General features: G+C 70.7%; 30 protein-coding genes and 1 riboswitch. Of the genes, 15 read left to right on the top strand and 15 right to left on the bottom strand.

The genetic code is table 11. From position 1 onward, the window contains the following. Window positions 1-42: 42 nt before the first annotated feature. Entirely contained in the window at window positions 43-1,323 is a 1,281-nt protein-coding gene (locus tag SH922_RS05025) for a cytochrome P450 (protein WP_393055094.1), read from the bottom strand. A 334-nt stretch (window positions 1,324-1,657) separates the two neighbouring features. On the opposite strand from SH922_RS05025, the gene SH922_RS05020 reads away from it, so the two are divergent. After that, window positions 1,658-1,885, top strand: coding sequence for a hypothetical protein (locus SH922_RS05020; protein ID WP_030921856.1), 228 nt, complete (start codon window positions 1,658-1,660; stop codon window positions 1,883-1,885). Then, complete coding sequence (locus SH922_RS05015) at window positions 1,882-2,253, top strand: fic family toxin-antitoxin system, toxin component (RefSeq protein WP_145767569.1); 372 nt, start codon at window positions 1,882-1,884, stop codon at window positions 2,251-2,253. The genes SH922_RS05020 and SH922_RS05015 overlap by 4 nt, the downstream gene beginning before the upstream one ends. 61 nt (window positions 2,254-2,314) lie before the next feature. Here the strand turns inward: SH922_RS05015 and SH922_RS05010 are convergent, their stop codons facing one another. From SH922_RS05010 to bioB, 4 genes are all read right to left on the bottom strand, one after another. Next, window positions 2,315-3,013, bottom strand: a complete 699-nt coding sequence (locus tag SH922_RS05010) for a class I SAM-dependent methyltransferase (protein WP_393055092.1) — start codon at window positions 3,011-3,013, stop codon at window positions 2,315-2,317. 134 nt (window positions 3,014-3,147) lie between these two features. Further along, window positions 3,148-3,837: a dethiobiotin synthase gene (bioD, locus tag SH922_RS05005; RefSeq protein ID WP_393055090.1), complete on the bottom strand. Its 690-nt coding sequence runs from the start codon at window positions 3,835-3,837 to the stop codon at window positions 3,148-3,150. A 1-nt stretch (window position 3,838) separates the two neighbouring features. Continuing rightward, window positions 3,839-5,143 carry an adenosylmethionine--8-amino-7-oxononanoate transaminase gene (locus tag SH922_RS05000; protein ID WP_393055088.1) on the bottom strand — a complete coding sequence of 435 codons (1,305 nt, stop codon included), beginning with the start codon at window positions 5,141-5,143 and terminating at the stop codon, window positions 3,839-3,841. Next, a complete protein-coding gene (gene bioB, locus SH922_RS04995) occupies window positions 5,136-6,308 on the bottom strand; it encodes a biotin synthase BioB (protein ID WP_393055086.1) in 1,173 nt (390 codons plus the stop codon). The genes SH922_RS05000 and bioB overlap by 8 nt, the downstream gene beginning before the upstream one ends. Before the next feature lie 143 nt (window positions 6,309-6,451). Here bioB and SH922_RS04990 point away from each other — a divergent pair, with 143 nt between their 5' ends. After that, window positions 6,452-7,594 (top strand): 8-amino-7-oxononanoate synthase, encoded by a 1,143-nt coding sequence (locus SH922_RS04990; RefSeq protein ID WP_393055084.1) that lies wholly within the window; start codon window positions 6,452-6,454, stop codon window positions 7,592-7,594. Window positions 7,595-7,638: 44 nt separating this feature from the next. On the opposite strand, the gene SH922_RS04985 is transcribed toward SH922_RS04990, so the two are convergent. Continuing rightward, window positions 7,639-7,845, bottom strand: a complete 207-nt coding sequence (locus SH922_RS04985) for a DUF397 domain-containing protein (RefSeq protein WP_393055082.1) — start codon at window positions 7,843-7,845, stop codon at window positions 7,639-7,641. A gap of 25 nt (window positions 7,846-7,870) precedes the next feature. Beyond that, window positions 7,871-8,731 carry a helix-turn-helix domain-containing protein gene (locus SH922_RS04980; protein WP_393055080.1) on the bottom strand — a complete coding sequence of 287 codons (861 nt, stop codon included), beginning with the start codon at window positions 8,729-8,731 and terminating at the stop codon, window positions 7,871-7,873. A 209-nt stretch (window positions 8,732-8,940) separates the two neighbouring features. Here SH922_RS04980 and SH922_RS04975 point away from each other — a divergent pair, with 209 nt between their 5' ends. Continuing rightward, window positions 8,941-9,372, top strand: coding sequence for an ATP-binding protein (locus tag SH922_RS04975; protein WP_393055078.1), 432 nt, complete (start codon window positions 8,941-8,943; stop codon window positions 9,370-9,372). Between the two features lie 21 nt (window positions 9,373-9,393). On the opposite strand, the gene SH922_RS04970 is transcribed toward SH922_RS04975, so the two are convergent. Then, complete coding sequence (locus SH922_RS04970; protein ID WP_393055076.1) at window positions 9,394-10,311, bottom strand: LysR family transcriptional regulator; 918 nt, start codon at window positions 10,309-10,311, stop codon at window positions 9,394-9,396. A 72-nt stretch (window positions 10,312-10,383) separates the two neighbouring features. Between SH922_RS04970 and SH922_RS04965 the strand changes: the two genes are divergently transcribed. After that, complete coding sequence (locus SH922_RS04965; protein ID WP_393055073.1) at window positions 10,384-11,031, top strand: LysE family translocator; 648 nt, start codon at window positions 10,384-10,386, stop codon at window positions 11,029-11,031. Between the two features lie 69 nt (window positions 11,032-11,100). Here the strand turns inward: SH922_RS04965 and SH922_RS04960 are convergent, their stop codons facing one another. From SH922_RS04960 to SH922_RS04950, 3 genes are all read right to left on the bottom strand, one after another. After that, window positions 11,101-11,574 carry a C40 family peptidase gene (locus SH922_RS04960; RefSeq protein WP_393055071.1) on the bottom strand — a complete coding sequence of 158 codons (474 nt, stop codon included), beginning with the start codon at window positions 11,572-11,574 and terminating at the stop codon, window positions 11,101-11,103. Between the two features lie 3 nt (window positions 11,575-11,577). Then, window positions 11,578-11,773: riboswitch (cyclic di-AMP (ydaO/yuaA leader) on the bottom strand. A gap of 304 nt (window positions 11,774-12,077) precedes the next feature. Then, window positions 12,078-12,386, bottom strand: coding sequence for a hypothetical protein (locus SH922_RS04955; RefSeq protein ID WP_393055069.1), 309 nt, complete (start codon window positions 12,384-12,386; stop codon window positions 12,078-12,080). Window positions 12,387-12,393: 7 nt separating this feature from the next. After that, window positions 12,394-13,029 (bottom strand): ATP-dependent Clp protease proteolytic subunit, encoded by a 636-nt coding sequence (locus SH922_RS04950; RefSeq protein WP_393055067.1) that lies wholly within the window; start codon window positions 13,027-13,029, stop codon window positions 12,394-12,396. A gap of 98 nt (window positions 13,030-13,127) precedes the next feature. Between SH922_RS04950 and SH922_RS04945 the strand changes: the two genes are divergently transcribed. Further along, window positions 13,128-13,412 carry a type II toxin-antitoxin system Phd/YefM family antitoxin gene (locus SH922_RS04945; RefSeq protein WP_393055065.1) on the top strand — a complete coding sequence of 95 codons (285 nt, stop codon included), beginning with the start codon at window positions 13,128-13,130 and terminating at the stop codon, window positions 13,410-13,412. A 60-nt stretch (window positions 13,413-13,472) separates the two neighbouring features. On the opposite strand, the gene SH922_RS04940 is transcribed toward SH922_RS04945, so the two are convergent. Continuing rightward, window positions 13,473-14,468: an ABC transporter permease gene (locus SH922_RS04940; protein WP_393055063.1), complete on the bottom strand. Its 996-nt coding sequence runs from the start codon at window positions 14,466-14,468 to the stop codon at window positions 13,473-13,475. 108 nt (window positions 14,469-14,576) lie between these two features. Here SH922_RS04940 and SH922_RS04935 point away from each other — a divergent pair, with 108 nt between their 5' ends. The 8 genes from SH922_RS04935 (at window position 14,577) to SH922_RS04900 (ending at window position 21,589) form a co-directional block, all read left to right on the top strand. Next, a complete protein-coding gene (locus SH922_RS04935; protein WP_393055061.1) occupies window positions 14,577-15,206 on the top strand; it encodes a TetR/AcrR family transcriptional regulator in 630 nt (209 codons plus the stop codon). Window positions 15,207-15,344: 138 nt separating this feature from the next. After that, entirely contained in the window at window positions 15,345-15,647 is a 303-nt protein-coding gene (locus SH922_RS04930) for an urease subunit gamma (protein WP_393055059.1), read from the top strand. A gap of 13 nt (window positions 15,648-15,660) precedes the next feature. After that, window positions 15,661-15,972, top strand: a complete 312-nt coding sequence (locus SH922_RS04925; protein ID WP_393055057.1) for an urease subunit beta — start codon at window positions 15,661-15,663, stop codon at window positions 15,970-15,972. Then, window positions 15,965-17,686 carry an urease subunit alpha gene (locus SH922_RS04920; RefSeq protein ID WP_393055055.1) on the top strand — a complete coding sequence of 574 codons (1,722 nt, stop codon included), beginning with the start codon at window positions 15,965-15,967 and terminating at the stop codon, window positions 17,684-17,686. Before SH922_RS04925 ends, SH922_RS04920 begins: the two co-directional genes overlap by 8 nt. Before the next feature lie 13 nt (window positions 17,687-17,699). After that, window positions 17,700-18,362, top strand: a complete 663-nt coding sequence (locus SH922_RS04915) for an urease accessory protein UreF (RefSeq protein WP_393055053.1) — start codon at window positions 17,700-17,702, stop codon at window positions 18,360-18,362. Between the two features lie 49 nt (window positions 18,363-18,411). Then, on the top strand, window positions 18,412-19,089 hold the full coding sequence (gene ureG / locus SH922_RS04910; RefSeq protein WP_362555794.1) for an urease accessory protein UreG: 678 nt from the start codon (window positions 18,412-18,414) through the stop codon (window positions 19,087-19,089). Further along, window positions 19,086-19,856 (top strand): urease accessory protein UreD, encoded by a 771-nt coding sequence (locus SH922_RS04905; RefSeq protein WP_393055051.1) that lies wholly within the window; start codon window positions 19,086-19,088, stop codon window positions 19,854-19,856. The genes ureG and SH922_RS04905 overlap by 4 nt, the downstream gene beginning before the upstream one ends. A gap of 155 nt (window positions 19,857-20,011) precedes the next feature. After that, window positions 20,012-21,589: an alpha/beta hydrolase gene (locus SH922_RS04900; protein ID WP_393055049.1), complete on the top strand. Its 1,578-nt coding sequence runs from the start codon at window positions 20,012-20,014 to the stop codon at window positions 21,587-21,589. Between the two features lie 65 nt (window positions 21,590-21,654). Here the strand turns inward: SH922_RS04900 and SH922_RS04895 are convergent, their stop codons facing one another. Further along, window positions 21,655-22,704, bottom strand: coding sequence for an NAD-dependent epimerase/dehydratase family protein (locus SH922_RS04895; protein ID WP_393055047.1), 1,050 nt, complete (start codon window positions 22,702-22,704; stop codon window positions 21,655-21,657). Between the two features lie 64 nt (window positions 22,705-22,768). Next, complete coding sequence (locus SH922_RS04890) at window positions 22,769-23,482, bottom strand: lysophospholipid acyltransferase family protein (protein ID WP_393055045.1); 714 nt, start codon at window positions 23,480-23,482, stop codon at window positions 22,769-22,771. Window positions 23,483-23,724: 242 nt separating this feature from the next. On the opposite strand from SH922_RS04890, the gene SH922_RS04885 reads away from it, so the two are divergent. After that, window positions 23,725-23,916 carry a hypothetical protein gene (locus SH922_RS04885; RefSeq protein WP_393055043.1) on the top strand — a complete coding sequence of 64 codons (192 nt, stop codon included), beginning with the start codon at window positions 23,725-23,727 and terminating at the stop codon, window positions 23,914-23,916. Window positions 23,917-24,037: 121 nt separating this feature from the next. Here SH922_RS04885 and SH922_RS04880 read toward each other — a convergent pair whose 3' ends face one another. Next, window positions 24,038-26,158: a glycoside hydrolase family 6 protein gene (locus SH922_RS04880; protein ID WP_393055041.1), complete on the bottom strand. Its 2,121-nt coding sequence runs from the start codon at window positions 26,156-26,158 to the stop codon at window positions 24,038-24,040. Between the last annotated feature and the right edge of the window lie 40 nt (window positions 26,159-26,198).

Here is a 26,198-nt window from a genome sequence, read left to right as displayed (position 1 = left end):
AACGAATTCCGGATCTGCTCGTGCGCGGTGGGCTCCGGTGCCTCAGCGCAGATGCACCGGGAGCGACTCGATGCCGTACACGATCGACAGCTTCCGGAAGCCGAGATCCTGCGCCGGGACGGCGAGCCGCATGCCGGGGAATCGCCTGGCCAGTGCGGGGTACGCCACGCGCAGTTCCATGCGAGCCAGCTCGGCGCCGATGCAGCGGTGAATGCCGTGGCCGAAGGCCAGATGGCCGGCCGGGGTGGTGCGGTGCGGGTCGAAACCTCCGTCGTCCGTGACGTACGACGGATCGCGGTTGGCGCCGCTCAGGGAGCAGAGGACCATGTCGCCGCGCGGAATGACCACCCCGGCTATCTCGATGTCCTCACGGGCGAACCTGGGGAACGCCATCTGGACCGCGGAGAGATACCGCAGCACCTCCTCGACGAACGGCGCGGTCATCGTGTCGTCCGTGCGCAGCCGGTCGAGGACGTCCTCGTTCTGCAGCAGGACCAGCGAGCCGAGCGCGATCGTGCTGGCTGTCGTTTCGAAGCCGCCGGTGAGCACTCCGTCGGCGAGACCCGCGAGCTCCTCGTCGTCGACGCTGTCCCCGTGCTCCCTCACGATCATGCCGAGCAGCCCGTCCCCGGGCTTGCGGCGCTGCGCCCTGACGACCTCCCTGAAGTAGTCCAGCGACGCGGACATGGCTCCGAAGGGTGCGGTCGTCCCGCCGAAGAGGTCGAATCGGTCCATCGCGAGCTGCTGGAAGTCGTGCCGGTCCTCGTACGGCACACCCAGCAGTTCGCAGATGGTGAGGGAGGGGACGGGCAGTGCGAACTCGTGCACCAGGTCGACAGGGCCGCGAGCGGTCTCCATCGCGTCCAGGCGTTCCTCGACGATCGCTTCGATCCGGGGTGCCAGGCGCCGCAGGCGGCGCATGGTGAACTCCGGGGTCAGGATGCGGCGCAGCCGAGTGTGCACCGGCGGATCACTGAACCCGAGCCCGCCCGGGCTCTGCTCGGCGGCGATCCCGGCGTTGCCCGCGAGGTGGGCGAAGTCCGTGCTGAACCCTTCGGCGGATCCGAGTACGGCCTTCGACTCCTCGTACCCGGTGACCACCCATGCGTCCATGCCGAACGGCAGCGAAACCCTGGACACCGGGGCGCTCGCCCGGGTCGTGGCCACTCGGCGCACAGGATCGAGACCGTCGCGGCGCAGGAGCATGAGCAGTTCCTCCGGCAGCAGCTTGATCGTGGAGGTGCCGATTCCGTGCCGTTGAATCCTGGCCAGGTAGGTGCGCCCGAGCCGGGCGGTGATACGGGAACGGAACGTCGTACTCAATGTGCACTCCATGAGTCGTCGCGAGATCTGGTCGGTTGGCAGGCATTCGCCGCCAGGACGTGGCCGACTGCGCTGACTTCGGCTGCCTGACCAGGAATTATGACCACTTGTTCGGAAGAGGGGGCGGCCGGGTGCGATATCCGTCGCTCATCCTTCGACGGTACGGGTCCCGGCGCCCGCACGCCCGGGGCGGCCGACTGCGGTGATATGCCAGGTGGCGGCGGTGTGCCCGGGGCTGCGAGCGGCCCGGATGCAGGTGCCGGAAGGCCGCCGGGGGCCTTGCCGAGTCCCGTTCCTCTTGCCGGTGCTAGCAATCCCGCGCTAGCGTGAGGGAGTGCCCAAGACGCAGCTGAACGTTCGAGTGGACGAGGCCACCGCCGAGGCCGCGCGGCAGCGCGCGCTCCAGAGGGGGATGAGTGTGAACCGCTACATAGAGGAACTCGTCAAACAGGACGCGGGCGAGGTCGGTCATACCTTCGTCGAGGCCGCCGCCGACTTCATGAAGCAGTACGAATCGGTGTTCGCCGAGGAGTTCGGCCCGGAGCGCAAAGGTACCCGTTGAACCTCCGGATCCACCTCTCCTGGCTGCTCATGGTCGCCGAGCACAAGACACCCGGTGACCCCCAGGTCACCGACTGGGGTGCACTGGTCGCCGCGGTCGCACGGCACGAGGCGGAGATCTTCGGCAGCCCGGTGTATAGCGACCCGCATTCCAGGGCGGCAGCGCTGCTGCAACTGCTGTTGCACGTGCCCGCGCTGGAGCGCTCCAACGCGATGTTCGCCTCGGCTGTCGCCTACGGCTATCTCGTCGCGTCCGGGCTCAAGGTCATCACCTCGCCGGAACAGGTGCGCGATCTGGCGCTGCTGGTCAAGGAAGGCAAGGCGGACGTCCGGGCCATCGCCGACGAGCTGCGCCAGTGGAGCCTGTGACCGACGCGGTGACCACGCCGGTGCTCGGCGGGCAGGAACCAGCCGCATTCCTCCACGGCCGTCAGCGCAGTCCCTCCCGCCCCCGGTCCACCACGGCCGACCGTCGTGCCACGCCGAGCACACACGAGGACGTGGGCAGCCTGATGCCGCCCTCCGGCATGTTTACCTTCCGGTACGTCTCCACCACGAAGCCGGCCGCTTCGATCGCGGCGAGAGCGTCGCGCGAGGTGTGACATCCGCCGGCCAACAGCGGCCAGACAGTCCGGTCCAGTGCGCGCTGCGTGGCTGCCATGGCACGGCCGTCGGCCCGCACATGCTCGAAGAAGCGCAGCTCACCCCCCGGCCGCAGGACACGCCCGATCTCCGCGAGTGATTGCTGCACATCGCGTACGGTGCACAGCACGAGCGAGGCGACGGCTCCGTCGAACGCCTCGCTCTTCACCGGCAGTGCCTCCGCCGTACCCGGCACCACGTCGACCGGGATTCCCGCGCGCAGAGCGGACCGTACCGCCAACTGCCGCAGTGTGCGCTCGGGTTCGATCGCCACCACTTCGGAAACCGCGGGTGGGTAGTGGCCGAAGTTCAGGCCGTTCCCCGCCCCGATCTCGATGACCCGCCCCGACAGCCCCGACAGCAGCTCGGCCCGCACCGCGGCCAGGCCCGCGGCGGACTCGGCGGCCACGCTCAGCCGGGCGTAGCAGCGGGCGAAGACGGGGTGGTGCACCGCGTCCTTCTGGATCTTCGTGCTCCGCAACCGCATGGCGGACCTCCTCGACGGGGCCGGTCCGCGCGGGCCGGATGCGGGCGGGCGCCCCGCCGCCCCGTGCGGCCGGAAAGGTTCGGCTACCTCGATTCTGCCTCCTTCTGAGCACCCCGTCCTGTGCCCTGCACCGTTCAGCCCGGCGGCCGGCTCCCGCCCAGCCGCTCGGCCAGCCAACTCCCGGCGCGGACACGGAAGTCCGCAGGGGCGAGAGATCCCGCGCCCGCCGGGACCACGCCCAGCAGCGGAGCGCCCGCCGCCACCGGAAGGTCCGCCAGATTGCAGCGCTCCGCCAGGTCCGGCTCGGCGGGCATGCTGCCGACCACCACCCCGAGGCAGTCGAGTCCGCGGGCGCGGAGCGCCTCCGAGGTCAGCGCAGTGGAGTTGAGCGTGCCGAGCCCGGCAGGCGCCACCACCAGGACCGGCGCCGACAGCAGCCGTGCGGCGTCCGCCAGGGTCGCGCCGTCGTCGTCGAACCGTACGAGCAGCCCGCCCGCGCCCTCGACCAGTACCAGTTCGTGCTCGGTCGCCAGCTTCTCGGCGGCCTCGGCGACCTCGTACGGACGGACCGGTGCCATCCCGGCCCGCCGCGCGGCGGTCGCAGGTGCCAACGGTTCGGGGAAACGGGCCAGTTCGACCGCCGTCACATGACTGCCCGCCAGCCGCGCGACCTCCGCGGCGTCACCCGGCTCACCCGGCACCAGGCCCGTCTGAGCCGGCTTGAGCACCGCCACCCGACGGCCCGCGGACGCCGCCGCGACGGCCGCGGTCACGATCGTCTTGCCGATCTCGGTGCCCGTCCCCGTCACCACCAGAATGCTCATCTCAGCCCTCCCGAGCCGCAGCACATACGGCGCGGCAGATCCGCGCCACATCGTCGTCGCCGGTGACGTACGGCGGCATGGTGTAGACGAGATCGCGGAACGGCCGCAGCCACACGCCCTCGCGCACCGCCGCCCGCGTCGCGGACTCCATGTCCACCTCGTGATCGAGCTGGACGACGCCGATCGCACCGAGGACCCGCACGTCGCGGACCCCTGGCAGCTCCCCGGCCGGGGCCAGGCCGTTGCGCAGACCGGTCCCGATCCGTTTGACCTCCTGCTCCCAGTCCTGGCCGAGCAGCAGATCGATCGAGGCGCAGGCCACCGCGGAGGCCAGGGGATTGCCCATGAACGTCGGCCCGTGGGCGAGTACCGGAACCTCGCCGCGCGAGATTCCCTCGGCCACCGCGGTCGTGCACAGCGTCGCAGCCATCGTCAGATAGCCGCCGGTCAGGGCCTTGCCCACACACATCACATCGGGCGAGACCCCGGCATGCTCGGCTGCGAACAGCTTGCCCGTACGTCCGAAGCCCGTCGCGATCTCGTCGAACACCAGCAGTACGTCGTTCGCGTCGCAGGCCTCGCGCAGGACACGCAGGTACGCGGGCGAGTGGAAGCGCATGCCGCCCGCACCTTGCACCACGGGTTCCACGATGACCGCGGCCAGCTCGTCCGCATGGTGCGCGATCAGCTCGCGCAGATGCGTCGTGTACGCGGTGTCCGGCTCCTCGTCGAAGCCCGCCGGCGGCTCGTCGGCGAAGACCTGCCGGGGCAGCGCCCCCGACCACAGCTCGTGCATGCCACCCTCGGGGTCGCACACCGACATCGGCTGCCAGGTGTCCCCGTGGTATCCGCCGCGCCAGGTCAGCAGCCGCCGCTTGGCCGGCCGTCCGGCCGAGCGCCAGAACTGGAGGCACATCTTCACGGCGACCTCGACCGACACCGAACCCGAGTCGGCGAGGAAGACGTGCTGCAACGGCGCCGGGGTGATCTCGACCAGCCTGGCGGCCAGCCGTACGGCGGGCTCGTGCGTGAGCCCGCCGAACATCACATGACTCATCCGGTCCAGCTGCCCTCGTGCCGCCTCGTTCAGCACCGGGTGGTTGTACCCGTGCACGGCCGACCACCACGACGACATGCCGTCGACCAACTCGTGCTGTCCCTCGGAGGGTTCGGCGAGTCTGAGCCGTACGCCGGACGCGGACTCCACGACCAGCGGCTCCTGCCGGCCCGGCATGGGACCGTACGGATGCCAGACGTGGGCCCGGTCCAGGGCCCGCAGCCCGGCAGGGGAGAGCGGCTCAGGCATTGGGTGCGAGATCCGTACCCGCGCCGCGACGGCGGACCGCCACCAGATCCGTGCGCGCGGCCCGGTCTTCGACGGCTTCCGCGGGAGCGGTCTGCGCCTCCGGGCCGTCGCCGCAGGGCGCGCACCCGCCGGCGTGCGAACCGCAGCCGCCACCCGCGTCCACGCGGTGTCCGGGCAGTGTCGTCGTACCGGCGCCCTCCACCTCGAAGCCGGCGTCCGCGATCATGTCGAGGTCGGTCTGCCCCGCCTGGCCCTCACTGGTCAGGTAGTCGCCCAGGAAGATCGAATTGACGAGATGCAGGGCCAGCGGCTGCATCGAACGCAGGTGCACCTCGCGCCCGCCCGCCAGCCGAACCTCCACGTCCGGGCAGACGAACCGCACCATCGCCAGAATGCGCAGACAACGCTGCGGCGTCAGGTTCCACTCCTTGGCGAGCGGCGTCCCCTCGAACGGGATCAGGAAGTTGACCGGCACCGAGTCCGGGTCGAGGTCACGCAGGGCGAAGACCACGTCGACCAGGTCGGAGTCGCTCTCCCCCATGCCTGCGATCAGCCCGGAACAGGCGGAGAGCCCGGCGGCCTGCGCCTGGTGCACCGTCTCGACCCGGTCGGCATAGGTGTGGGTGGTGGTGATGTCCCCGTACGTCCCCTCGGACGTGTTGAGGTTGTGGTTGTAGGCGTCGGCGCCCGCCGACCGAAGCCGGTCGGCCTGGCCGTCGGAGAGCAGGCCGAGGCAGGCACACACCTCGACGCCCTCGTTCTGTTCCTTGATCGCTTCGATGGTCTGCGACACCCGGTCGACGTCCCGGTCGGTCGGTCCCCGGCCGCTGGCGACCAGGCAGACGCGCTTGGCGCCACCGGCCACTCCCGCAGCCGCCGCCTTCGACGCCTCGTCGGGCTTCAGCCAGGTGTACTTCAGGATCTCGGCCTTGGATCCCAGCCGCTGGGAGCAGTACGAGCAGTCCTCGGGGCAGAGCCCGGACTTGAGATTGACCAGATAGTTCAGCTTCACCCGCCGCCCGAACCACTGACGGCGCACCTTTCCGGCCGCGGCCACCACGTCGAGCAGTTCATCGTCCGGGGTCGCCAGTACGGCGAGCGCTTCTTCACGGGTCGGCAGCTCGCGCCGCAGCCCCTTGTCCACCAGCGTGTTCAGGAGGTCCATGGCGATGATCCTGACGCACAGCACCGTCCCGAGCCAAGGAGGAACCGGACAACAGAGCCCGCAGAGGGTGTGTGCATTGCCACACCATGCCCGGCTGCGCCCCCGGTTAGGGTCTGTGAGCTGCCTACAAAAGGGACCCGACCATGTCCTTCGCCCCGTTCGACTGGATCGACGAGGAGGCGCGCCGCCGCGCGGACGCCGGACTCGTCCGGACGCTCCGGCCGCGGCCCGCCGAACCGGAACTGCTGGACCTCGCGAGCAACGACTACCTCGGCCTCACCCGGCATCCGGACGTGACCGCTGCGGCGGCCGACGCGGCGCGCCGCTGGGGCGGCGGTGCCACCGGCTCCCGGCTGGTCACGGGTTCCACCGCGCTGCACGCGGAGCTCGAACGCGAACTGGCCGGTTTCTGCGGATTCGAGGCGGCCCTGGTGCTGTCCTCGGGCTACGCCGCCAACCTCGCGGCCCTCACCGCCCTGACCGGTCGGGGCTCGCTGATCGTGTCGGACGCGGGCAATCACGCCTCGATCGTCGACGGGTGCAGGCTCTCGCGCGCCGAGACGGCTGTGGTGCCGCACGCCGACCCCGAGGCGGTGCGCAAGACCCTGCACGCGCACCGGGGCAGGGCGCTGGCGGTCACCGACTCGGTCTTCTCGGTCGACGGCGACGCCGCACCGCTGGCCGAACTGGCCGACGCCTGCCGCGCGGAGGACGCCGCGCTGCTCGTCGATGACGCTCACGGCCTGGGAGTGCTCGGGGACGGCGGCCGCGGTGCGCTTGCGGCGGCCGGCCTGGCGGGCAGCGACGGCATCGTCGCCACGCTCACCCTCTCCAAGTCCCTGGGCAGCCAGGGCGGCGCGGTCCTCGGCCCGGCGCGGGTGATCGACCACCTGGTCAACACCGCCCGTACGTTCATCTTCGACACCGGGCTCGCACCGGCCGCCGTCGGTGCCGCTCTGGGCAGCCTGCGGCTGCTGCGCCGCGAGCCGGAACGCGCGGGCCGGGCCCGTGCGGTCGCCACCGCGCTGTACGAGCAGTTGACCGCGGCCGGCCTGACCGCGGTGCGTCCCGACGCGGCAGTGGTCTCCGTACGCGCTCCGTCGGCGGAGGCGGCCGTCCGCTGGGCGGCGGACTGTCGTACGGCCGGCATGGCGGTCGGGTGCTTCCGGCCGCCCTCCGTACCGGACGGCATCTCCCGGCTCCGGCTGACCGCGCGCGCGGACCTGACGGACGAGCAGATCGCGCAGGCGGTGGCGATCGTACGGCGGGCCGCTCCGGCGGGCTGATCCGCCGGGGGCCGTTTGCCCGAAGCGCCGGCCCGTCCGGCGGCTCAGCCGGCCGAACCGCCGTTCAGGGCGGTGACGAAGGAGGTCCAGGCCGCGGCGGAGAACAGCAGCGGCGGCCTGGACGTGTCCTTGGAGTCACGCACGGCCAGCCTCCGGCTGCCGAACGGCGCGGCCTCCACGCAGTTGTTCATTCCCGTGCTGCGGCTGCTGCGCCGCCACCGTAACGCGTGCTGTGCGAGGCAATCCGACATGACGCCCCCCTCGGGCAGTCCGGGGTCACCGACCGTCGCGGTCGATCGCGGCGATCAGGTCCAGCGAGTGCTCCGGCGACAGCGCGTGTGCCTGCAGAGTGCGGAAGGCCGAGCTGTACGCCTCAAGGTCTTCTTTCCGCTCCAGGTAGAGGCTACTCGTCAAATGGTCGAGAACGACCACATCCAGATCAGAAGTGTTCGGAAAGGAGAAGATAACGAAAGGTCCGGTGAGGCCCACATAGCCGCCGACCGAGAACGGCAGCAACTGAAGCTGCACATGCGGAAGTCGGGCAACTCGGCCGAGGTGGCGCAGCTGCTCCCGCATGACCCGGCGACCGCCGACCTCCCGTCGTAGTACTGCCTCGTCCAGTACCGCGCTCAGCCTCAGTGGCGGATCGCTCCGCAGTACCCCCTGCCGCGCCAACCGCACTTCCACCAGCGAGTCCAGCTGTCCGGTGGGCAGCCCGTCGAGTGAGGCCCGGGTCACCGCGCGGGCGTAGTCGGCTGTCTGCAGCAGACCCGGCACCACCGACGTCTCCAGCGTGCGTGCGGTGCGCGCCTGCGACTCCAGGCTGATGAAGTCGCGGTACTGCGGCGGGATCAGACCGCGGTACGCGTGCCACCACCCCGTGCCCCCGCCGCCCGCCGAACCCGCGAGTGCCTCCAGGACCTCGCGCAACTTCGGGTCGTCCGTGCCGTACGCGTCGAGCAACCGGGTCACGTCGCCGGGCTGCACTCCGCTCACACCGGTTTCGATCCGGCTGACCTTCGACTGGTGCCAGCCGAGCAGACGAGCCGCGTCCCGGCTCGTGAGTCCCGACGCATGGCGCAGACTCCGCAGCTCCTCCCCGAGCTTGCGGCGTCGCACCGCAGGGCCGTGCCGCATGTGGTGCCTCCCTCCCACTCCCTGTCGAGCGGACAGTGTGGCGCCCTTACGGGGCATCCGGGGCAGAGTTCACCGCTTCGAGCGACAGATATATGCATATCTTGGTGGATCGCCGTTACAGAGGGCAGCATCAGTGGCAATCTGGCGCGAAGCACAACCCGGACCAACGATCGCGGGGTCGCTTCCGGGTGGGAAAGGGACGGCTCGCCATGGCAGACCATCAAGAAGCAAGCGTCACTCTGCCGAGCGAGCCGGTCTCGGTCTCCGCGGCCCGGAGATATGTGGCCCGGGTACTGGCCGACTGGGGACTTCCCGACGACGCGGAGACGGGGGAGACCGTCCGGCTCATCGTCTCGGAGCTCGCGACCAACGCCGTCCAGCACACCTTCGGACAGTCACCCACGTTCACCGTGGACCTCCGGCTGGAACGGGAGGAGCAGCTGCGCCTCGGGGTGACGGACAGTCACCCCCGGTGGCCCCAGCGACTCCCTGCGGCCGTGCAGCAGGACAACGGGCGCGGCATGGTGATCATCCGCTCGCTGGCCAAGGAGTACGGTGGCCGGCTGACCGTCACCCCCACCGCGGACGGCGGGAAGACCGTCTGGATCGCGCTGCCGTGGCACGTGGCCGTCCAGCACTGACTGCCCCGCCGCGCACCCCGGTCACAGGGGCGCTGCGGCCCGCCCGAATCCGCTGCGCAGCAGAGCCCGCAGCGTCGCCGCCGCGGCGCTCGCGCGGTCGCCACGGTGCACCACCGAGATCGTCCGGCGGAACGCGGCCGGCTCCAGCCGCCGTACGGACAGGGGCGTCGGCGACATCGCGGCGACCATTTCGGGTACGACCGCCATGCCGATGCCCGCGCTGACCAGGGCGCACACCAGCGCATAGCCGGGCGACTCGCATACCACCGCCGGCAGTGCCCCGGCCTCGGCGAGTGCGCTCTCCACCCCGCGGCGCGGCGGATGGGTGGGCGCGCTGCTGATCAGGGGCCGGCCTGCCAGCTCCGTCACCGGGAGCCGCCCGCTGCCGTCGGCCAGGACCTGGCCGACGGCCGTGATCAGCACCAGCTCCTCGACCAGGAGCGGCTCGAGGAGGACACCTGAGGGCGGCGGCGTCGCGGCGCCCGGCTCATAGGCATGGGTCAGCGCCAGATCCACCTCGCCCGCCGCCACCGCGGCCACCCCGCCCGGCGGCTCGTACTCGGTGACGGTCAGCTCCACGTCCGGGTGCGCCCGGCGGAACGCGCTCAGTACCGGCGGCAGCAGATGGATGCCTGCAGTGGTGAAGGTGCCGACCCGCAGGCGACCGCCGGAGAGTCCGGCCAGGCGAGCCAGTTCGTGGCGGGCCTGCTCCATCTCGTCGAGGACCCGCCGGGCGCGCCCGGCAAGCAGTTCGCCCGCTGCTGTCAGCCGGGCGCCTCGGTGATGGCGCACCAGCAGCGCCGCCCCCGCCTCCCGCTCCAGCTTGGCGAGCTGCTGGGAGAGCGCCGGGGCGGTATAGCCCAGGCGTGCGGCGGCCCGGGTGATCGAACCGGCCTCGGCGACCGCCACCAGCGCCGCGAGCCGTGTCGGGTCGTACATTAAGCGTTCCTTTTGGCAGACCCAGAAGATTGCAAGTACACGCTAAAGGCTACGGCGGTCCAGGGTGGAGCCATGGACGCACAACTGACCGCCTTCGTCGGGGTCGCCGCCGGCATGGTCGCCCTGCCCGGCGCGGACTTCACCGTCGTCGTACGCAACGCCCTCGCCTCGCGCGCGGCGGGGGTGGCGACCGCCCTCGGGGTCGCCGGGGGCCTCCTCGTCCACACCGCGCTCGCCGTCGCCGGTCTGGCCGCCGTGCTGGTGGCGGTGCCCGTGCTGTTCCGGACCGTCCAGCTCCTGGGCGGCGCCTACGTGCTCTACCTGGGCCTCAGTGCTCTGTATGCGGCCCGGCGACGCGGGGGGCCGGCGGCGGAGCCGGGGCCGGATGAGGGAGACGGTGGGCGGGCCACGATGGGAACCGGCCGCGCACTGCGCCAGGGATTCCTGACCAATGCGCTGAACCCCAAGGCGCCCGTGCTCTTCCTCAGCCTGCTGCCACAGTTCGTGCCGGCCGGGGCCGCGCCCCTGCCCAGGACGCTGCTGCTCGCCGCGATCGTCGTGCTGATGGCGCTGATCTGGTTCCCGGTCGTGGCGCTCCTGGTGGACCGCCTCGGCCGGTGGCTGCGCCGGCCGCGTACCACCCGGGCGATCGAGGGCGGCAGCGGCGCGGCACTCACCGCACTGGGGCTGGTCCTGGTGACCGGCCCGCTGCTGCACTGACGCGGGAGCACGGGCCGGGACGGGGGAGAGGCCTTGGCGGACCCGTCCGCAGCGGACCGGGGCGGGGCCTCAGCGGACCCGGCCGTAATAGACGCTCTTCGTCCAGATCTTCTCCAGGCGGACCACGGCCCCGGTCTTGGGCGAGTGCCAGATCTTGCCGCTGCCCGCGTAGATGCCCACGTGGTAGATGCTGCGGCCGGAATGGAAGAAGACCAGATCGCCGCGTTGCCGCTTGGAGGACGAGATGTGGCGGGTCTTGTTGTACTGCTGCTGGGCCGTGCGCGGGAGCTTCTTGCCCGCCTTCTTGAACGAGTAGAGCGTCAGGCCGGAACAGTCGAAGCGGCTGGGTCCGGTGGCGCCCCACCGGTAGGGCGCCCCCTTCTTCGACGCGGCGATGTTGAGCGCCTTCATCGAATGCGTCGCGGCCTGGGCTTCGGTCACGGCGCCGGGAACGAACAACGTGCCGCCGACAGCGGCGAGAGTCATGGCCGAGGCCGTCGTGGCCCGGGCGAGCAGAGACGGGACATGAACCTGCGCACTCATGCGCAACCCTTCGTCAGCCGCCTGTGAAGGATGACCTGTCGGGTTCGGGCTGGCGAAGTTGCCCGGCCGCGGATGCGGCTTCACCCCGAGGGACGACCGGAGGTCCGGTCGGCCCGTTGTGCTCGGGTCCTCCACTCCTGCCGATCCACTCCTGTCGACCAGGCATCCGGACGGCGGCAGGACTCGGCGTCCGCCCGGACCGCCCCGCCGCGGTGGCGGGGGCTTGTCGTCCCAGGGATCTTGACTCACCGAGTGCCGGATTTCCGAGGGGAAGCGGCGATATGTGAGGCTCATCACGACTGACCCGTTCGGGTGGGAAGGTGACTTTTCGGCAAACTGTCGACTCTCGCCGACCGGTGCCGCACCAGCCACGGAACGGGAGATTTCACCCATCGTCCACCGCGACAGCGCAAATTGAGCTGTCCCTCGGGCGAAGTAACGTCTACGCCGAACGAGGGAGAATATTTGGTCGACGCGTCGGGCGTGTCGGGTCGAGGGGCTGATCAACTAGGGGGCTCGGGTGGGAGGGTGATCCGCCCGGAGCGCCGTTCGCCGTCCAGCACGCGCAGCGCCCGGGTCAACGTGACTGCGTGGATCCGGGATTCGCCACGCTCGTGCATCAATGCGAGCGCGTCCCGCAGTGCGGCCGAGTACGAGGCCAGCGCCTGGGCGGCGCGCAGCGCGCCGTAGGTGTCGCCGCCGTGGGCCGGATTGATCCGGCCCACCTGGTCGAGGACTTGCAGGTAGCGGTCGATGAACTCGCCCTCCGCGCGGGTCAGGGCGGGCAGTGGAGCGAACTCCGGTGGCTGCATCGGGGATTCACCGCGTCGAGTGCGGAGGCAGCGACAGCGAGCGGTTCTGGACGATGTGGTCGACCAGCCCGTAGTCCTTGGCGCCCTCGGCGTCGAGGATGAGGTCGCGCTCGGTATCGGCGGTGATCTGCTCGGCGGGGCGGCCGGTGTGACGGGCCAGCATGCCGGTGAGCGTCTCGCGCATGCGGGCCAGCTCCCGTGCCTCGATCTCCAGATCGGACGGCTGCCCCTGTACCGGCTCGGCGAGTTCGGGCTGCTGCACCACCACGCGGGCGCCCGGCAGGGCGTGTCGTCTGCCCGGAGCTCCCGCCGCGAGCAGCACGGCGGCGCCGGCCCCCGCCTGGCCGAGACAGAAGGTCTCCACCTCGCAGGTGAGGAACATCATTGTGTCGTAGACGGCGGTCATGGCGCCGAACGTGCCGCCGGGGGAGTTGATGTAGAGCTGGATGGGCCGGTCCGGCGCGTCGTGCTCCAGGTACATGAACTGTGCGACCAGGTCACCGGCCGCAGTGTCGTCGACGGGGGTGCCGAGGAACACGACCCGTTCGGCCAGGAGCTTGGAGTACGGGTCGAGCGTGCGGGTCCCCTGGGAAGTGCGCTCGGTGAACTCGGGCAGTACATGGCGGGCGGCGGGGCGGTGCATGGCGAGGCCTCTCCTCCGGGGCGCGCGAGGCCATGAAGGCACTCGCGCACGCTTCTGGAAAAAAATGTACAGGACGTACAGAAGGTTATGATGGGAGCATGGCCTATGAGATTCCGGTGACGCAAGCCCGAGCTGAGCTCGCCGAACTGATCAACCGAGTCGTCTACGGCGGCGAGCGCGTGGTCGTGACGCGGCACGGCAAGCCGCTCGTGGCCCTCGTATCGGCCGCTGACCTGGAGCGACTTGAGGGTGAGGAGGCGGCGGAGCATGAGCAGGTGATCAGCTCGGTCTCCTCGATCGGCTCCACGGCGTCCGCTCCGGGCGAACGGCGCCGCTTCGGGATCGCCGCGGAATACAGGGGGCAGCAGGGCCCGGCCAACTGACCGGACGTGAAAGGGCCGTGCACCCCCTTGGCAGGGTGCGCGGCCCTCTCCCGGGGTGCGTCAGTCCACCGGTGCGGGCTGGCGCACGGGTGCGGTCTCGGGCGCGTCCGGTGCCGGGGGCAGCCGGCGGCGGCCACCGATGATCACCGCGGTCAGACCGAGTACGGCCCACAGGGCGAGGGTCAGGGTCGCGCCACCCGCCGCGTGCCCGTCGAAGAACGCGACCGAGCGCAGCAGTGAACCGCCCGCGCCCGGCGGCAGCAACTGGCCGATCGCTCCGACCGGCTGGGGAAGCAGTTCGGGCGCGCTGGTGACGCCCGAGAACGGGTTGCCCACGAGCACCATGAGCAGCGCCCCGAGGCCGACTCCCGCCGGTCCGATCAGGGCCGCGAGCCCCGCCACCGGCGCGCCGATGGCAAGCACGGTGAGGCCGAGTGCACCCGCTTCGCTCCACCAGTCACCGGTGATGACCCCGAGCCAGCTGTCGGTGAGCGCGGTGGCGGCGATTCCCACCAGAGCGGCCACACCGAGCAGCGCCGCGGCCGCGCGCCCGCCGCGCAGCCGCAGCAGGGTCACGGCCGATCCGGCGGCCATGCCGGCGATCGCCAGCGGCAGGATGCTCGCGCCGAGCACGCTGCCGCGCGGATCCGCGGCCGGTGCCGCCACCACGTCCGTGACCGGTACCGCGGCGCCCGCCGGAGCGGATGCGGTCACCGCCTCGTGCAGCAGCTGGGCGACCACGGGGCCGGCCGCGGACGCGGTCAGCAGTTCGGGGCCTTTCGTGGTGGCCACGATCGCGCCGTATACGGCCCGGTCCTCAATTGCGGTGCGGGCGGCGGTCTCGGAGTCGTACCGGTGGATCTCGAAGGCGCCGTCGCGCTGTTCGAGCTGCTGCTGGAGCTGATCGGCGGCCGGTGCGGAGCCTGCGATGCCGACGGGGAGGTCCCGGGGTGCCATGCGGGCGGCGGGCCAGGCGAAAGCCCAGAGGACGAGCGCCACCACCATGGGGACCAGCAGTACGACCGCCACCAAACGGCGGTTCGGGGCAGCGGACATGGCGTGAGCCTCGATTCAAAGAGAAGGATCGTTCGTTTTGCGTGTCGCCGTCACTCTCCTTCCGGGTGGTGCGCTGTCAAGAAGGAACGTTCGTTTTAGATTGAGGTCATGGCCCGTGTATCCCAGGAACACCTCGATGCCCGCCGCCGCCAGATCCTTGATGGCGCGGCCCGGTGCTTCGCCCGCGACGGTTTCCACGCCACGTCGATGCAGGACGTCCTGAAGGAGGTCGGGCTGTCGGCCGGTGCGGTCTATCGCTACTTCACCGGCAAGGAGGACCTGATCGCCGCCATTGCGGGGGAGGCGGTCGGCGGGGTCCGGCAGGCGTTCGAGCGTGCTGCCCGCAGTAGTCCGCCGCCCACCCCCGATGTGCTGATCGGCCGTGTGGTGCGCACCCTGTTCGGGGACGAGGCGGACGGGAGGGGCGGGCTGGACCGGAGGGCGTATGCCGGGCTGATCGTGCAGGTGTGGTCCGAGACGCTGCGCAGTGAGCGGCTGGCGGCCACGCTCGGTGAGGCGTACGAAGGGCTGCGGGTGTCATGGGCGGAGCTGGTCGGCGTCTACCGCGCGCGCGGGATGCTCGCTGTTGAAGTGCCGGACGAGCACATCGCCCGCACGCTGATCGCCACCGCGCAGGGCTTCATCGCCCAACTCGCCATGTTCGGCGACGCGGGACCCGAGGTGCTCGAGAACGGTCTGCGAGGGCTGATGTCCATGGATCTGCAAAAGGCCAGTTAACGCGCCGGAAAAACTTCGGCTCTAACGTGCAATACCTCGCCGTGCGGCACCGGTTCGATCGTCAACAGACTGTTGAAGGCGGCTAGTGTCTCGCTGCGCCCAGGGCCGGTACTGGGCGGATGACTGTGAGGTGGACACGTGCAACTGACCCCGCACGAGCAGGAACGCCTGCTCATACATGTGGCTGCGGACGTGGCCGAGAAGCGCCGCGCGCGCGGACTGCGGCTCAACCACCCCGAGGCCGTCGCCCTCATCACCTCCCACCTGCTGGAGGGGGCGCGCGACGGCCGTACGGTCTCCGAACTCATGGCATCCGGACGCAAGGTGCTCACCCGTGACGACGTCATGGACGGCATAGCCGAGATGATCCACGATGTGCAGGTCGAGGCGACCTTCCCCGACGGCACCAAGCTCGTCACCGTCCACGACCCGATCGTCTGACGGGGCGCCGCCGATGATTCCGGGAGAGATCCTGTACGCGGACGGGCCCGTGCCGCTCAACGCGGGCAGGCCCGTCATCCGCCTCACCGTCCTCAACGCGGCCGACCGGCCGGTCCAGGTCGGCTCGCACTACCACTTCGCCGAGGCCAATCCCGGCCTCGCGTTCGACCGGGAGGCTGCCCGCGGACTCCGGCTGAACATCGCCGCCGGGACGGCCGTCCGGTTCGAGCCCGGTATCCCCGTCGACGTTGAACTCGTCCCGCTGGCGGGGCGGCGGATCGTCCCGGGCCTGCGCGGCGAGACCGGAGGTCCCCTCGATGACTGAGCTCCACCGCGCCGTGTACGCCGACCTGTTCGGCCCCACCACCGGCGACCGGATCCGTCTCGCCGACACCGATCTGCTCGTGGAGATCGAGGAGGACCGCTGCGGCGGACCCGGACTCGCGGGCGACGAGGCCGTGTTCGGCGGCGGCAAGGTGATCCGTGAGTCCATGGGGCAGGCGCGCACCACCCGCGCCGAAGGCGCCCCGGACACGGTCATCACCGGCGCCGTCGTCATCGACCACTGGGGAATCGTCAAGGCGGACATCGGCATCCGCGACGGCCGGATCACCGGGATAGGGAAGGCCGGCAACCCGGACACCATGGACGGTGTCCATCCGGATCTGGTGATCGGTCCCGAGACCGAAATCATCTCGGGCAACGGGAAGTTCCTGACCGCAGGCGCCATCGACGCCCATGTCCACTTCATCTCGCCGACCCTCGTGGACCAGGCGCTCTCCAGCGGCATCACCACCCTGGTCGGCGGCGGCACCGGCCCGGCCGAGGGCACCAAGGCCACGACCATCACCCCAGGTCCCTGGCACCTGGCCCGGATGTTCGAGGCGCTGGAGGCCTACCCCGTCAACATCGGACTGCTCGGCAAGGGCAACACGATGTCCCATGACGCCATGCACTCCCAACTGCGGGGCGGCGCACTCGGGTTCAAGATCCATGAGGACTGGGGTGCGACACCCGCCGTCATCGATGCCTGCCTGCGCGTCTGCGAGGAGACCGGCGCCCAGCTCGCCATCCACACCGACACGCTGAACGAGGCCGGATTCGTCGCCGACACCCTGGCCGCCATCGCCGGGCGCACCATTCACGCGTACCACACCGAGGGTGCGGGCGGCGGGCACGCCCCCGACATCATCAGTGTCGTCTCGGAGCCGTACGTGCTGCCCAGCTCCACCAATCCGACCCGGCCGCACACCGTCAACACCATCGAGGAACACCTCGACATGCTGATGGTGTGCCACCACCTGAACCCTGCCGTGCCCGAGGACCTGGCGTTCGCCGAGTCGCGGATCCGGCCCTCGACCATCGCGGCCGAGGACATCCTGCACGACCTCGGTGCCATCTCGATCATCTCCTCCGACTCACAGGCCATGGGGCGCATAGGCGAGGTCGTCCTGCGCACCTGGCAGACCGCCCACGTGATGAAGAAGCGGCGCGGCGCACTGCCGGGCGACGGGCGGGCCGACAATCACCGAGTCCGTCGCTATGTCGCCAAATACACCATCAACCCGGCGGTGGCCCAGGGCCTCGACCGGGAGATCGGCTCCGTGGAGACCGGCAAGCTCGCCGACCTGGTCCTGTGGGAACCCGCCTTCTTCGGGGTCAAGCCGCAGACCGTCATCAAGGGCGGCCAGATCGCTTACGCGCAGATGGGTGACGCCAACGCCTCCATCCCCACCCCGCAACCTGTCCTGCCACGTCCGATGTTCGGTGCCATCGGCAGGGCACCGGCCGCCAACTCGCTCAACTTCGTGTCGGGTGCGGCGATCGAGGACGCGTTGCCCGAACGGCTCGGGCTGGGGAAGCGGTTCGTGCCGATCACCAGTACCCGGGGCGTGACCAAGGCCGACATGAGGGAGAACGATGCGCTGCCCCGGGTGGACGTCGCCCCGGACAGCTTCGCCGTGACGATCGACGGCGACCCGGTCGAACCGGCGCCGGCCGCAGAACTCCCCATGGCCCAGCGCTATTTCCTCTTCTGAGAACGGACGACGGATGAGCCGTGCAGCCCTGCTCGTCCTGGCCGACGGCCGGTTCCCCGCCGGCGGTCACGCCCACTCCGGCGGTGCCGAGGCGGCCGTTGTGGCGGGACGTATCCGCAATGCCGACGACCTGGCCGACTTCTGCCGGGGCCGTCTGCACACGACAGGGCTCACCGCCGCGGCGCTCGCCGCGGCGGCCGCCCACGGGCACGACCCGCTGGCCCTGGACGAGGTCGCCGACGCCCGTACACCCTCACCCGCCCTGCGAGCGGTCGCCCGCAAGCTCGGCCGGCAGCTGATGAGGGCCGCCCGTGCGACCTGGCCGAGCGAGGAGCTCGACGCGTTCGCCCTGGCCCGGCCACGCGGCGGCCACCAGCCGGTCGTGCTCGGCCTGACCGCGCGCGCGGCAGGGCTCGGGCCCGAGGACGCCGCACACTGCGCCGCGTACGAGACGGTCGGGGGACCAGCCACAGCCGTGGTCCGGCTGCTCTCCCTCAACCCGTTCGACGCCACCGCCGTCCTGGCCCGGCTCGCCCCCGAGCTCGACCACATAGCCGAGCAGGCCGTCGCTGCCGCGCACGGTCCCATCGATGAACTTCCCGCCGCTTCATCCCCGTTGCTCGACATCTCCGCCGAGGCCCACGCCGGTCGGCCGGTCCGGCTCTTCGCCTCATGACTCCGGCGCGCCGAACGGCACGCCGACCGAACCGCACAGGAGCCGCAGCATGCACCTCGACCACTCCCACCCGGGCCCGGCCGCTGTCGGCGCCGACGCCGCACGCCCCGACGGCACCCGACGGGCGCTGCGCATCGGCCTCGGCGGACCGGTCGGATCAGGGAAGACCGCGACCGTGGCCGCGCTCTGTCGAGCCCTGCGCGACCAGCTGTCCCTGGCCGTCGTCACCAATGACATCTACACCCGGGAGGACGCGGCGTTCCTGCTGCGCAACGCGGTGCTGCCGCCCGAGCGGATCCAGGCCGTCGAGACCGGAGCCTGCCCGCACACCGCCATCCGCGACGACATATCCGCCAACCTCGAAGCCGTCGAGGACCTGGAGGACACCGTGGGACCGCTCGACCTCATCCTCGTGGAATCCGGCGGTGACAACCTCACGGCCACCTTCTCCAAGGGGCTCGTGGACGCCCAGATCTTCATCATCGACGTGGCGGGCGGCGACGACATCCCGCGTAAGGGCGGCCCCGGCGTCACCACGTCCGACCTGCTGGTGATCAACAAGACCGACCTGGCGCCGTACGTCGGCTCCGACCTCGGCCGGATGGCCCGCGACGCCGCACAGCAGCGCGGCGAACTGCCCGTCGCCTTCACCTCGCTCACCTCGGGCGAAGGCGTCGGTCCGGTCGCCGACTGGGTGCGGGGGCGGCTCGCCTCCTGGACCGCATGAGCGTCCGGGCCACCGCCCGCATCACCGCCGTACGCGACGGGCGCGGCGCCACCACGCTCCCCGTCCTGGAGAGCGAAGGACCACTCGCCCTGCGGCGGACGAGGGCCACCCTTCCCGGGGCGGCGCGGGTCACCGTCGTGGGCGCGATGAGCGCCCCGCTCGGCGGAGACCGGCTCGCCATCGAGGCGAGGGCCGGGCGAGGCACCCGGCTCACCGTCGACTCGGCGGCGGCCACGGTCGCCCTGCCCGGCCCCGCAGCGGCAGCGGCGCGCTACGACATCGTGCTGAACGTGGAGGAGGGGGCCGAGCTCAACTGGCTTCCCGAACAGCTCATCTCGGCACACGGCAGCGAACTGAAGATGGCCACCGTCGTCGAACTCGCCGCCACCGCAAGGATGGTGCTGCGCGAGGAGCAGATTCTCGGCCGGTACGGCGAGACCACCGGCACGCTCCTGAGCAGGCTCACCGTGCGCCGCGCCGGGCGTCCGCTCCTCGATCAGCAACTGGCCTACGGGCCGGGCGCACCCGGCGGCTGGGACGGCCCGGCCGTGCTCGGCGGCCACCGCGCCATCGGTCAACTGCTCGTCGTGGAACCGGCCTTCGACGAAGTGGCCGCCCCGGAGGCCCGACTGCTGGGATCCACCGCCGTCCTCACGCGGCTCGCGGGCCCCGCCGTCCTGGTGACCGCGCTCGCCGCCGACGCGAGGGAGCTGCGCTCCGTGCTGGAGCGGGCGGCGGACGAACTGGCGGTCGCCGCGAGCAGCTGAACACCGCTGGCAGGACACCGCTGTCCGGTTATCGATTCGGTAAAGAAGTACGTGTGCGATCTGTTCTCAGGCAGCTCACAGGAGACAGGATCCGCGGGAGGTACCTACTGAACAGCGCCGCACCCGAAGGCGCTTCACCATGGGGGAGGTTCCACTTGAGACGCACAGCAGCGCTCGGCTCGGCCGGCGCTCTGATCGCGGGCACGCTCATAGCGGGCGCGATAGCCGCACCGGCTGCCACCGCCGACGGCCGCCACCACAACGGCTCCGAGGCACGCGGCGTCCAGCTGGCCGCGGCACGCGCGGCCAGGGCCGGCATCGACTGGGCGGACTGTCCGGCCGACTGGGCCATCGCCGCGCCGATCCAGTGCGGATGGGTCACCGTCCCGCTCGACTACGCCAGGCCCGACGGCAAGCAGATCAAGATAGCCGTCGACCGGCACGTCAGCACCGGAACCAGCAGTGAGCGCCAGGGCGCCCTGATCTACAACCCGGGCGGCCCCGGCGGCTCGGGCATGGCGTTCCCCAAGCGGATCGCCACGAAGAGCCCGCTCTGGCTGAACACGGCGAAGGCCTACGACTTCGTGGGCTTCGACCCCCGCGGCGTCGGCCATTCGGCGCCGATCTCCTGCATCGACCCGCAGGAGTTCGTCAAGGCACCCAAGGCCGACCCGGTGCCCGACACCGAGGCCGACAAACGCGCCCAGCGCAAGCTCGCCGCCGAGTACGCGGACGGCTGTGCCGAACGCAGCGGCGACATGCTGCCGCACATGACGACACCGAACACCGCACGTGACCTGGACGTCATCCGCGCCGCGCTCGGTGAGAAGAAGCTCAATTACCTGGGCGTCTCCTACGGCACCTACCTGGGCGCGGTCTACGGCACGCTCTTCCCGTCCCATGTCCGCCGCATGGTCGTCGACAGCGTCGTCAACCCGGCGAAGGACAACATCTGGTACCAGGCGAACCTCAACCAGGACATCGCCTTCCAGAAGCGCTGGGACGACTGGAAGGCCTGGGTCGCCGCCAACGACGCCACCTTCCACATCGGCACCACGCCGCAGAAGGTCGAGCAGGAGTGGCTGAAGCTGCGCGCAGCCGCCAAGAAGAGCCCGATCGGCGGCGTCCTCGGCCCCGCGGAACTCATCGGGTTCTTCCAGAGCGCCCCGTACTACGACTCCGCCTGGGCGCCCACAGCCCGGACCTGGAGCGCCTACCGGGCCGGTGACACCCAGGCACTGATCGACGCCGCCGCCCCCGACCTGTCGGACACGGTGGGCAACATCCGGTCCGAGAACAGCAACGCCGTGTACACGGCGGTCGAGTGCGCGGACGCCAAGTGGCCCACCAGCTGGCGCAAGTGGGACCGCGACAACACCCGGCTGCACAAGGACTACCCGTTCATGACCTGGGCCAACGCCTGGATGAACCTTCCCTGTGCGACCTGGCAGGCCAAGCAGCAGACCCCGCTGGACGTCCGCACCGGCAAGGGACTGCCCCCGGTGCTGATCGTGCAGTCCACGCGTGACGCCGCCACTCCGTACGAGGGCGCCGTCGAGCTGCACAAGCGCTTCAAGGGCTCGCGCCTCATCACCGAGGAGGGCGCCGGATCGCACGGCGTCACCGGCCTGGTCAACCCCTGCATCAACGAGCGGGTGGACAGCTACCTGCTCACCGGGAAGACCGACCGGCGCGATGTGACGTGCACCCCGCACGCCACGCCGAAGCCGTAGCACCCGAGTGACAGGACGGGCCGCCGGTAACTCACCGGTGGCCCGTCCCTGTCGGTGCGCCCGGCTCACGCCTCCCGGTCGTACCGCTCCAGCCAGGCGTCCTCCGCCGCGTAGTCGAAGAGCCCGGTGCCGTAGGCGCGCACCATCGCCGGATAGGCGTCCGTCCAGTCACGGCCCGCCAGCTGCCCGGCGATCCACTCCACCGTCTCCGGCAGCGACTCGGCATAGCCCGTCACGGCCCGGTACCCGAGCTCCCGCTCCGCGGCGCTCATGTCGTACACGAGGGGATGCGGGGTGCTCCAGGGCGTGTCACCCACGCCCTCCGGTGTGGCGGCCCCCTGCATCAGTACGGTCTGCGCGCTCCGGCCCAGCACCGCATCCACCGCCTCACCGATCTCCGCGACCGTCGGTGCCTGCGGATCGGCGGCGTTGAGCACCCGCGAGCCCGGCTTCAGAGCGGCGAGGCGGATCAGCTCCGCCACATTGGACGCATGGACGGGATGGAATCGCGAGGTCCCTCCATAGGCCAGGACCCGCCGCGTGCGGCCGTCCAGGGCCCGCTTCACGAAGTAGAGCTCCCGCGGTGAGCGGCAGTACGGGCCGTGGACCGCGCCCGCCCGCAACAGCGTGACCGGCAGCGAGTCACCCGCCGCCAGCAGGTCCCGCTCCAGCCGGATCTTCCGCGTCGCATAGGTGGCCCCGCCCGGCGCGACCGTGGCCTGCGACTCCGGAACCGGCACCGGGTAATGAGGCGCCCCGTCCGGCTCGCCCTGGGTATCGAGACTGCGGCCTCGGTCGTCCTCGTACACCGCACCGCTGGAGACCACCACAGCGGAGCCGACCCGGTCCGCGAGCGCCGTCAGCTGACGGGCGTGCTGCTCGCCGTACGCCACCATGTCGACCAGCACGTCACAGCCGTCGCCGAGCGCCGCCGCGAGCGCGCCGTCCTCGTCGCGGTCCAGAGCGGCCGTCCGGACGTCGTCGTGCCAGCTCCCGTCCCGGTCACCGCCGCGCGAGGCTGCGGTGACCTCCCACCCGTCCTCGACAAGCGAGCGCACCGCGGCCCGCCCGATCTGACCCGTCGCTCCCAGTACCCATGCGTGTCCCTTGCTCATGCACCGCACGCTAGGGTCTGCGCGAGGCTCGGACCAGCGGGGTTCACCGAGCGCGAATCCGCCGTCAGCGTTGCCGTTTCGGGAACCTTCCCGCGCTGTGGCCCTGTTCGGCCGCCTTCACCTTGGCCGCGTACTCGTCGACGTACTCCTGACCGGAGAGACCGAGGATCGCGTACATGATCTCGTCGGTGACCGCCCGGATGGCCGCCTTCTCGTTCTCCAGACCGGCGTAGCGGGAGAAGTCCAGCGGTTCGCCGAACCGGATGGAGACCTGCTTGATGCGGGGAACGACCTTCCCCGGCGGCTGGATCTCGAACGTGCCGACCATCGCGCACGGCACCACCGGCACCTGAGCCCGGATGGCCATCACCGCGACCCCCACCTTGCCCTTGTAGAGCCGGCCATCGTGCGAACGGGTGCCTTCCGGGTAGATGCCCAGGAGTTCGCCCCTTCCCAGCACCCCGAGCCCCTCGCGGATCGCCGCCTGCCCCGCTTCCTTGCCCGACCTGTCCACCGGGATCTGCCCGATGGCGTGGAAGAACGCGGCGGTCAGCCGGCCCTTCACGCCGGGTCCGGTGAAGTACTCCGCCTTCGCGAGGAAGGTGACCCGCCGCTTGATGATCGCCGGCATCAGGAAGTGGTCGGAGAAGGACAGATGGTTGCCGGCGATGATCGCCGCGCCCTCCGCCGGAATGTTCTCCATCCCCTTGATGACGGGACGGAAGAACAACCGCAGCAGCGGCCCCAGGACGACGTACTTGAGCACGTAATAGAACACGGGCGGCTCCAAGCTCTGCCGGATCGGCTCCGGGGCGGCGTTCTCCCAGGTCAGCGGATTTCTCTGTGGAGACAGCCTAGGGCCGGCCGGCGATTCTTGTAACCGTCTGCGACCTGGCCGACCTGATGTCGTACGCGTCGGTGCAAACCTGTCTCCCCCGATGCCACGGGGCCGGAAGCGTCCTGTCCGGGCCCGTAGCGGCTCAGGGACAGTACTGCGGTTCCTGGTCCAGGTTGTTCTTCGTGACGAGGACCAGGGGGACGGAGGAACTTTCCCCGGCCGACGGCGCGGACGGGGTGTTCTACCCGGGCGAGCGCAGCGCCGCCACGGCTGCCGCCCGTGGCGAGAAGGGAATCGCGGTGGCCCCCAAGGTCTGGCAGCAGCTGACCGCGGCCGCCGCGGAGGCGGGCATCACCGTCCCCACGGTGCTCTGAAAGCCCCGCGCACATGACACCGCCCCCTGCCGGTCTTCCGGCAGGGGGCGGGTCCGTTGGGAGACCCGGGGTCCGGCCCCCGTCACCGTGTCAGGACGGGGACGGGGGCCGGACCGCAGGATCAGGGCGCGGTGCCCCAGGCGAGCGTGCCGGTGACGTACAGGCCGATCTTCGCCGCGTCGGCGAAGCTCGTCGACGTCGAACGGCTGTAGTCGTCCGCCTCGTTGAAGTTGGACCAGTCGCTCTTGTTCAGTCGCAGCTGCATCTCACCCGTGGACGCGCCCGCCGCCAGGGTGCCGCTGCCGAAGCCGACCTCCAGGTAGTGGCTGGCACCGGCCGCCGAACCGGCGGTCTTCACGCTGTGCGTCAGGGTGCCGCAGCCGATGACCGCCCAGTCGCACGAGGTACCGAAGGTGGAGGCACCCGACTCGGGGGTGAACCAGTAGCGCAGCTTCACCGTGGACAGGTCCACTGCGGTGCTGCCCGTGTTGACCAGCTGCAGACCCATCCGGATCTGGTTGTCGGTCGCGGAGGAGTCGGTGTTCTTGTACTGGACCTTGAGCGCGCCCGTTCCGGTGCCGCCGCCCGCGGACGTGGTGGCGGACAGCGCGGCGGAGGCCGCCGACACGTTGCCGGCCGCGTCCTTCGCCTTGACCGTGTAGCTGTACGCGGTCGACGCCGACAGACCCGAGTCCGTGTACGAGGTCGTGGTGGAGGAGCCCACCTTCACACCGCCGCGGAACACGTCGTAGCCGGTCACTCCGGTGTTGTCGGTGGACGCCGTCCAGGAAAGCGAGACGCTGCCGCTGGTCTTCGCCGTCGCGGTCACACCGGTCGGCGCGGTCGGCGCCTGGGTGTCGTCGCCGCCGCCCGGGTTGCCACTGCCGTCGATCGGCGGGTAGGCGTTCTTCACGAGCTCCTGGAACTGCGCGGAGAACCAGTGACCTGCGAGCGGGGAGTTCGGCAGCGCGCCGGTCATGCTGTTGCCGTTACGGCCGTTGCCCTCGTACGTCGGGTCGCACATCCGGTCGAAGCCCTTGCCCTCGTCGTTGTCGACGGGCGCGCTGTTGCCGTCCGACTCGCCCGGGGGCTTGGCCCACACGTACGCGTCGATTCCGGTCTCGGGGGCCGCTGTGGGACGCTCGCCGACGCCGGCGCCGCTCTGGTTGCACCAGTTGCCTGCGTGGATGCGACGGTCGACCCGGCCGCCGTTGACGTAGGCGTCCACGCTGGTCAGCGGGCCTGCGGAGGTGGGTCGTGCGGAGCCGCCCCAGCCGTTGCGGGCGGTGTCGATCAGCATGCCGATGTTGGAGTTGAAGCCCTGGCTCACCAGCAGGGTGCGCAGCGCCTGGGCGAACGTCAGCTCATCGGTGTAGTAGTTCCAGTCGACCCACTTCGACTGGCGCACCGTGGTGCCGTTCACCGAATCGGTGATCTTGAAGTTCGGCTCCTTGAGGGCCGAGTAGTTGGCCGTGTTCACGATGAAGCCGGCCACGTCGTCGACCGTGGCGCCTTCGGAGGTGGCGGCCTTCTTGAACTCCGTGGCGGCCGGACCCATGTTGGTGTCCCAGCCGAGCCATCCGTGGTGGGCGGCGTCGATGTAGTTGTAGACGTTGGGAATGGCGCCGAGGGTGTGCAGGGCGTAGCCGACACCCTTCTCGTAGTTCCCGTTCGCCTTCATCGTCGCGCAGGCATCCGTGGAACCGGCGGTGCCGCCCGCGTTGGTGACGATGTTGGGCAGCGAGTCCGGCTCGATGAGGGTGACGATGCGCAGACTCGCGTACGCGGGGTCGGCGAGGATGTCGGAGATCGGATCGATGTACTCGGTCTTGTAGCGGCCGAGCTCCGTGGGACCGAGTTCACCGTTGGACGCCAGCGCGGAGCAGTCGCGTCCCGGCAGGTCGTAGATGACGACCTGGAACAGGTCCGCACCCTGGTCCAGCGCGTTGTCCAGGTGCTCGCGCAGGCTCATCTTGGAAGCCGAGCCCTCGATGGCCGCGATGCGGTCCATCCAGACGAAGGACGGCGTGTCGGCGATGGCGGCGCCACCCGGTTCGGACCTCGCCATGGCGGACCAGTCCGTGTTCACGTAGGGCGTGGCGCCCACATAGGGGTTGTCGACCCGCGCGGCTGCGGAGGCGGGGGTGGGAATCGCCACCATCAGTGCTGCGCCCATGGCCAGGGCGGAGGCTGCGGCAAGCCTCCGGCGTAGCCCGTGCATGATCGTACCTCTGGTACTCATTGCGGCTCCGTATTCCTCTCGTACGCCTGCGGAAGCTCCC

The organism is Streptomyces sp. LN549, from assembly GCF_043203805.1.
Taxonomy (GTDB): domain Bacteria; phylum Actinomycetota; class Actinomycetes; order Streptomycetales; family Streptomycetaceae; genus Streptomyces.
This window is presented reverse-complemented; position numbering and strand designations above follow the sequence as displayed.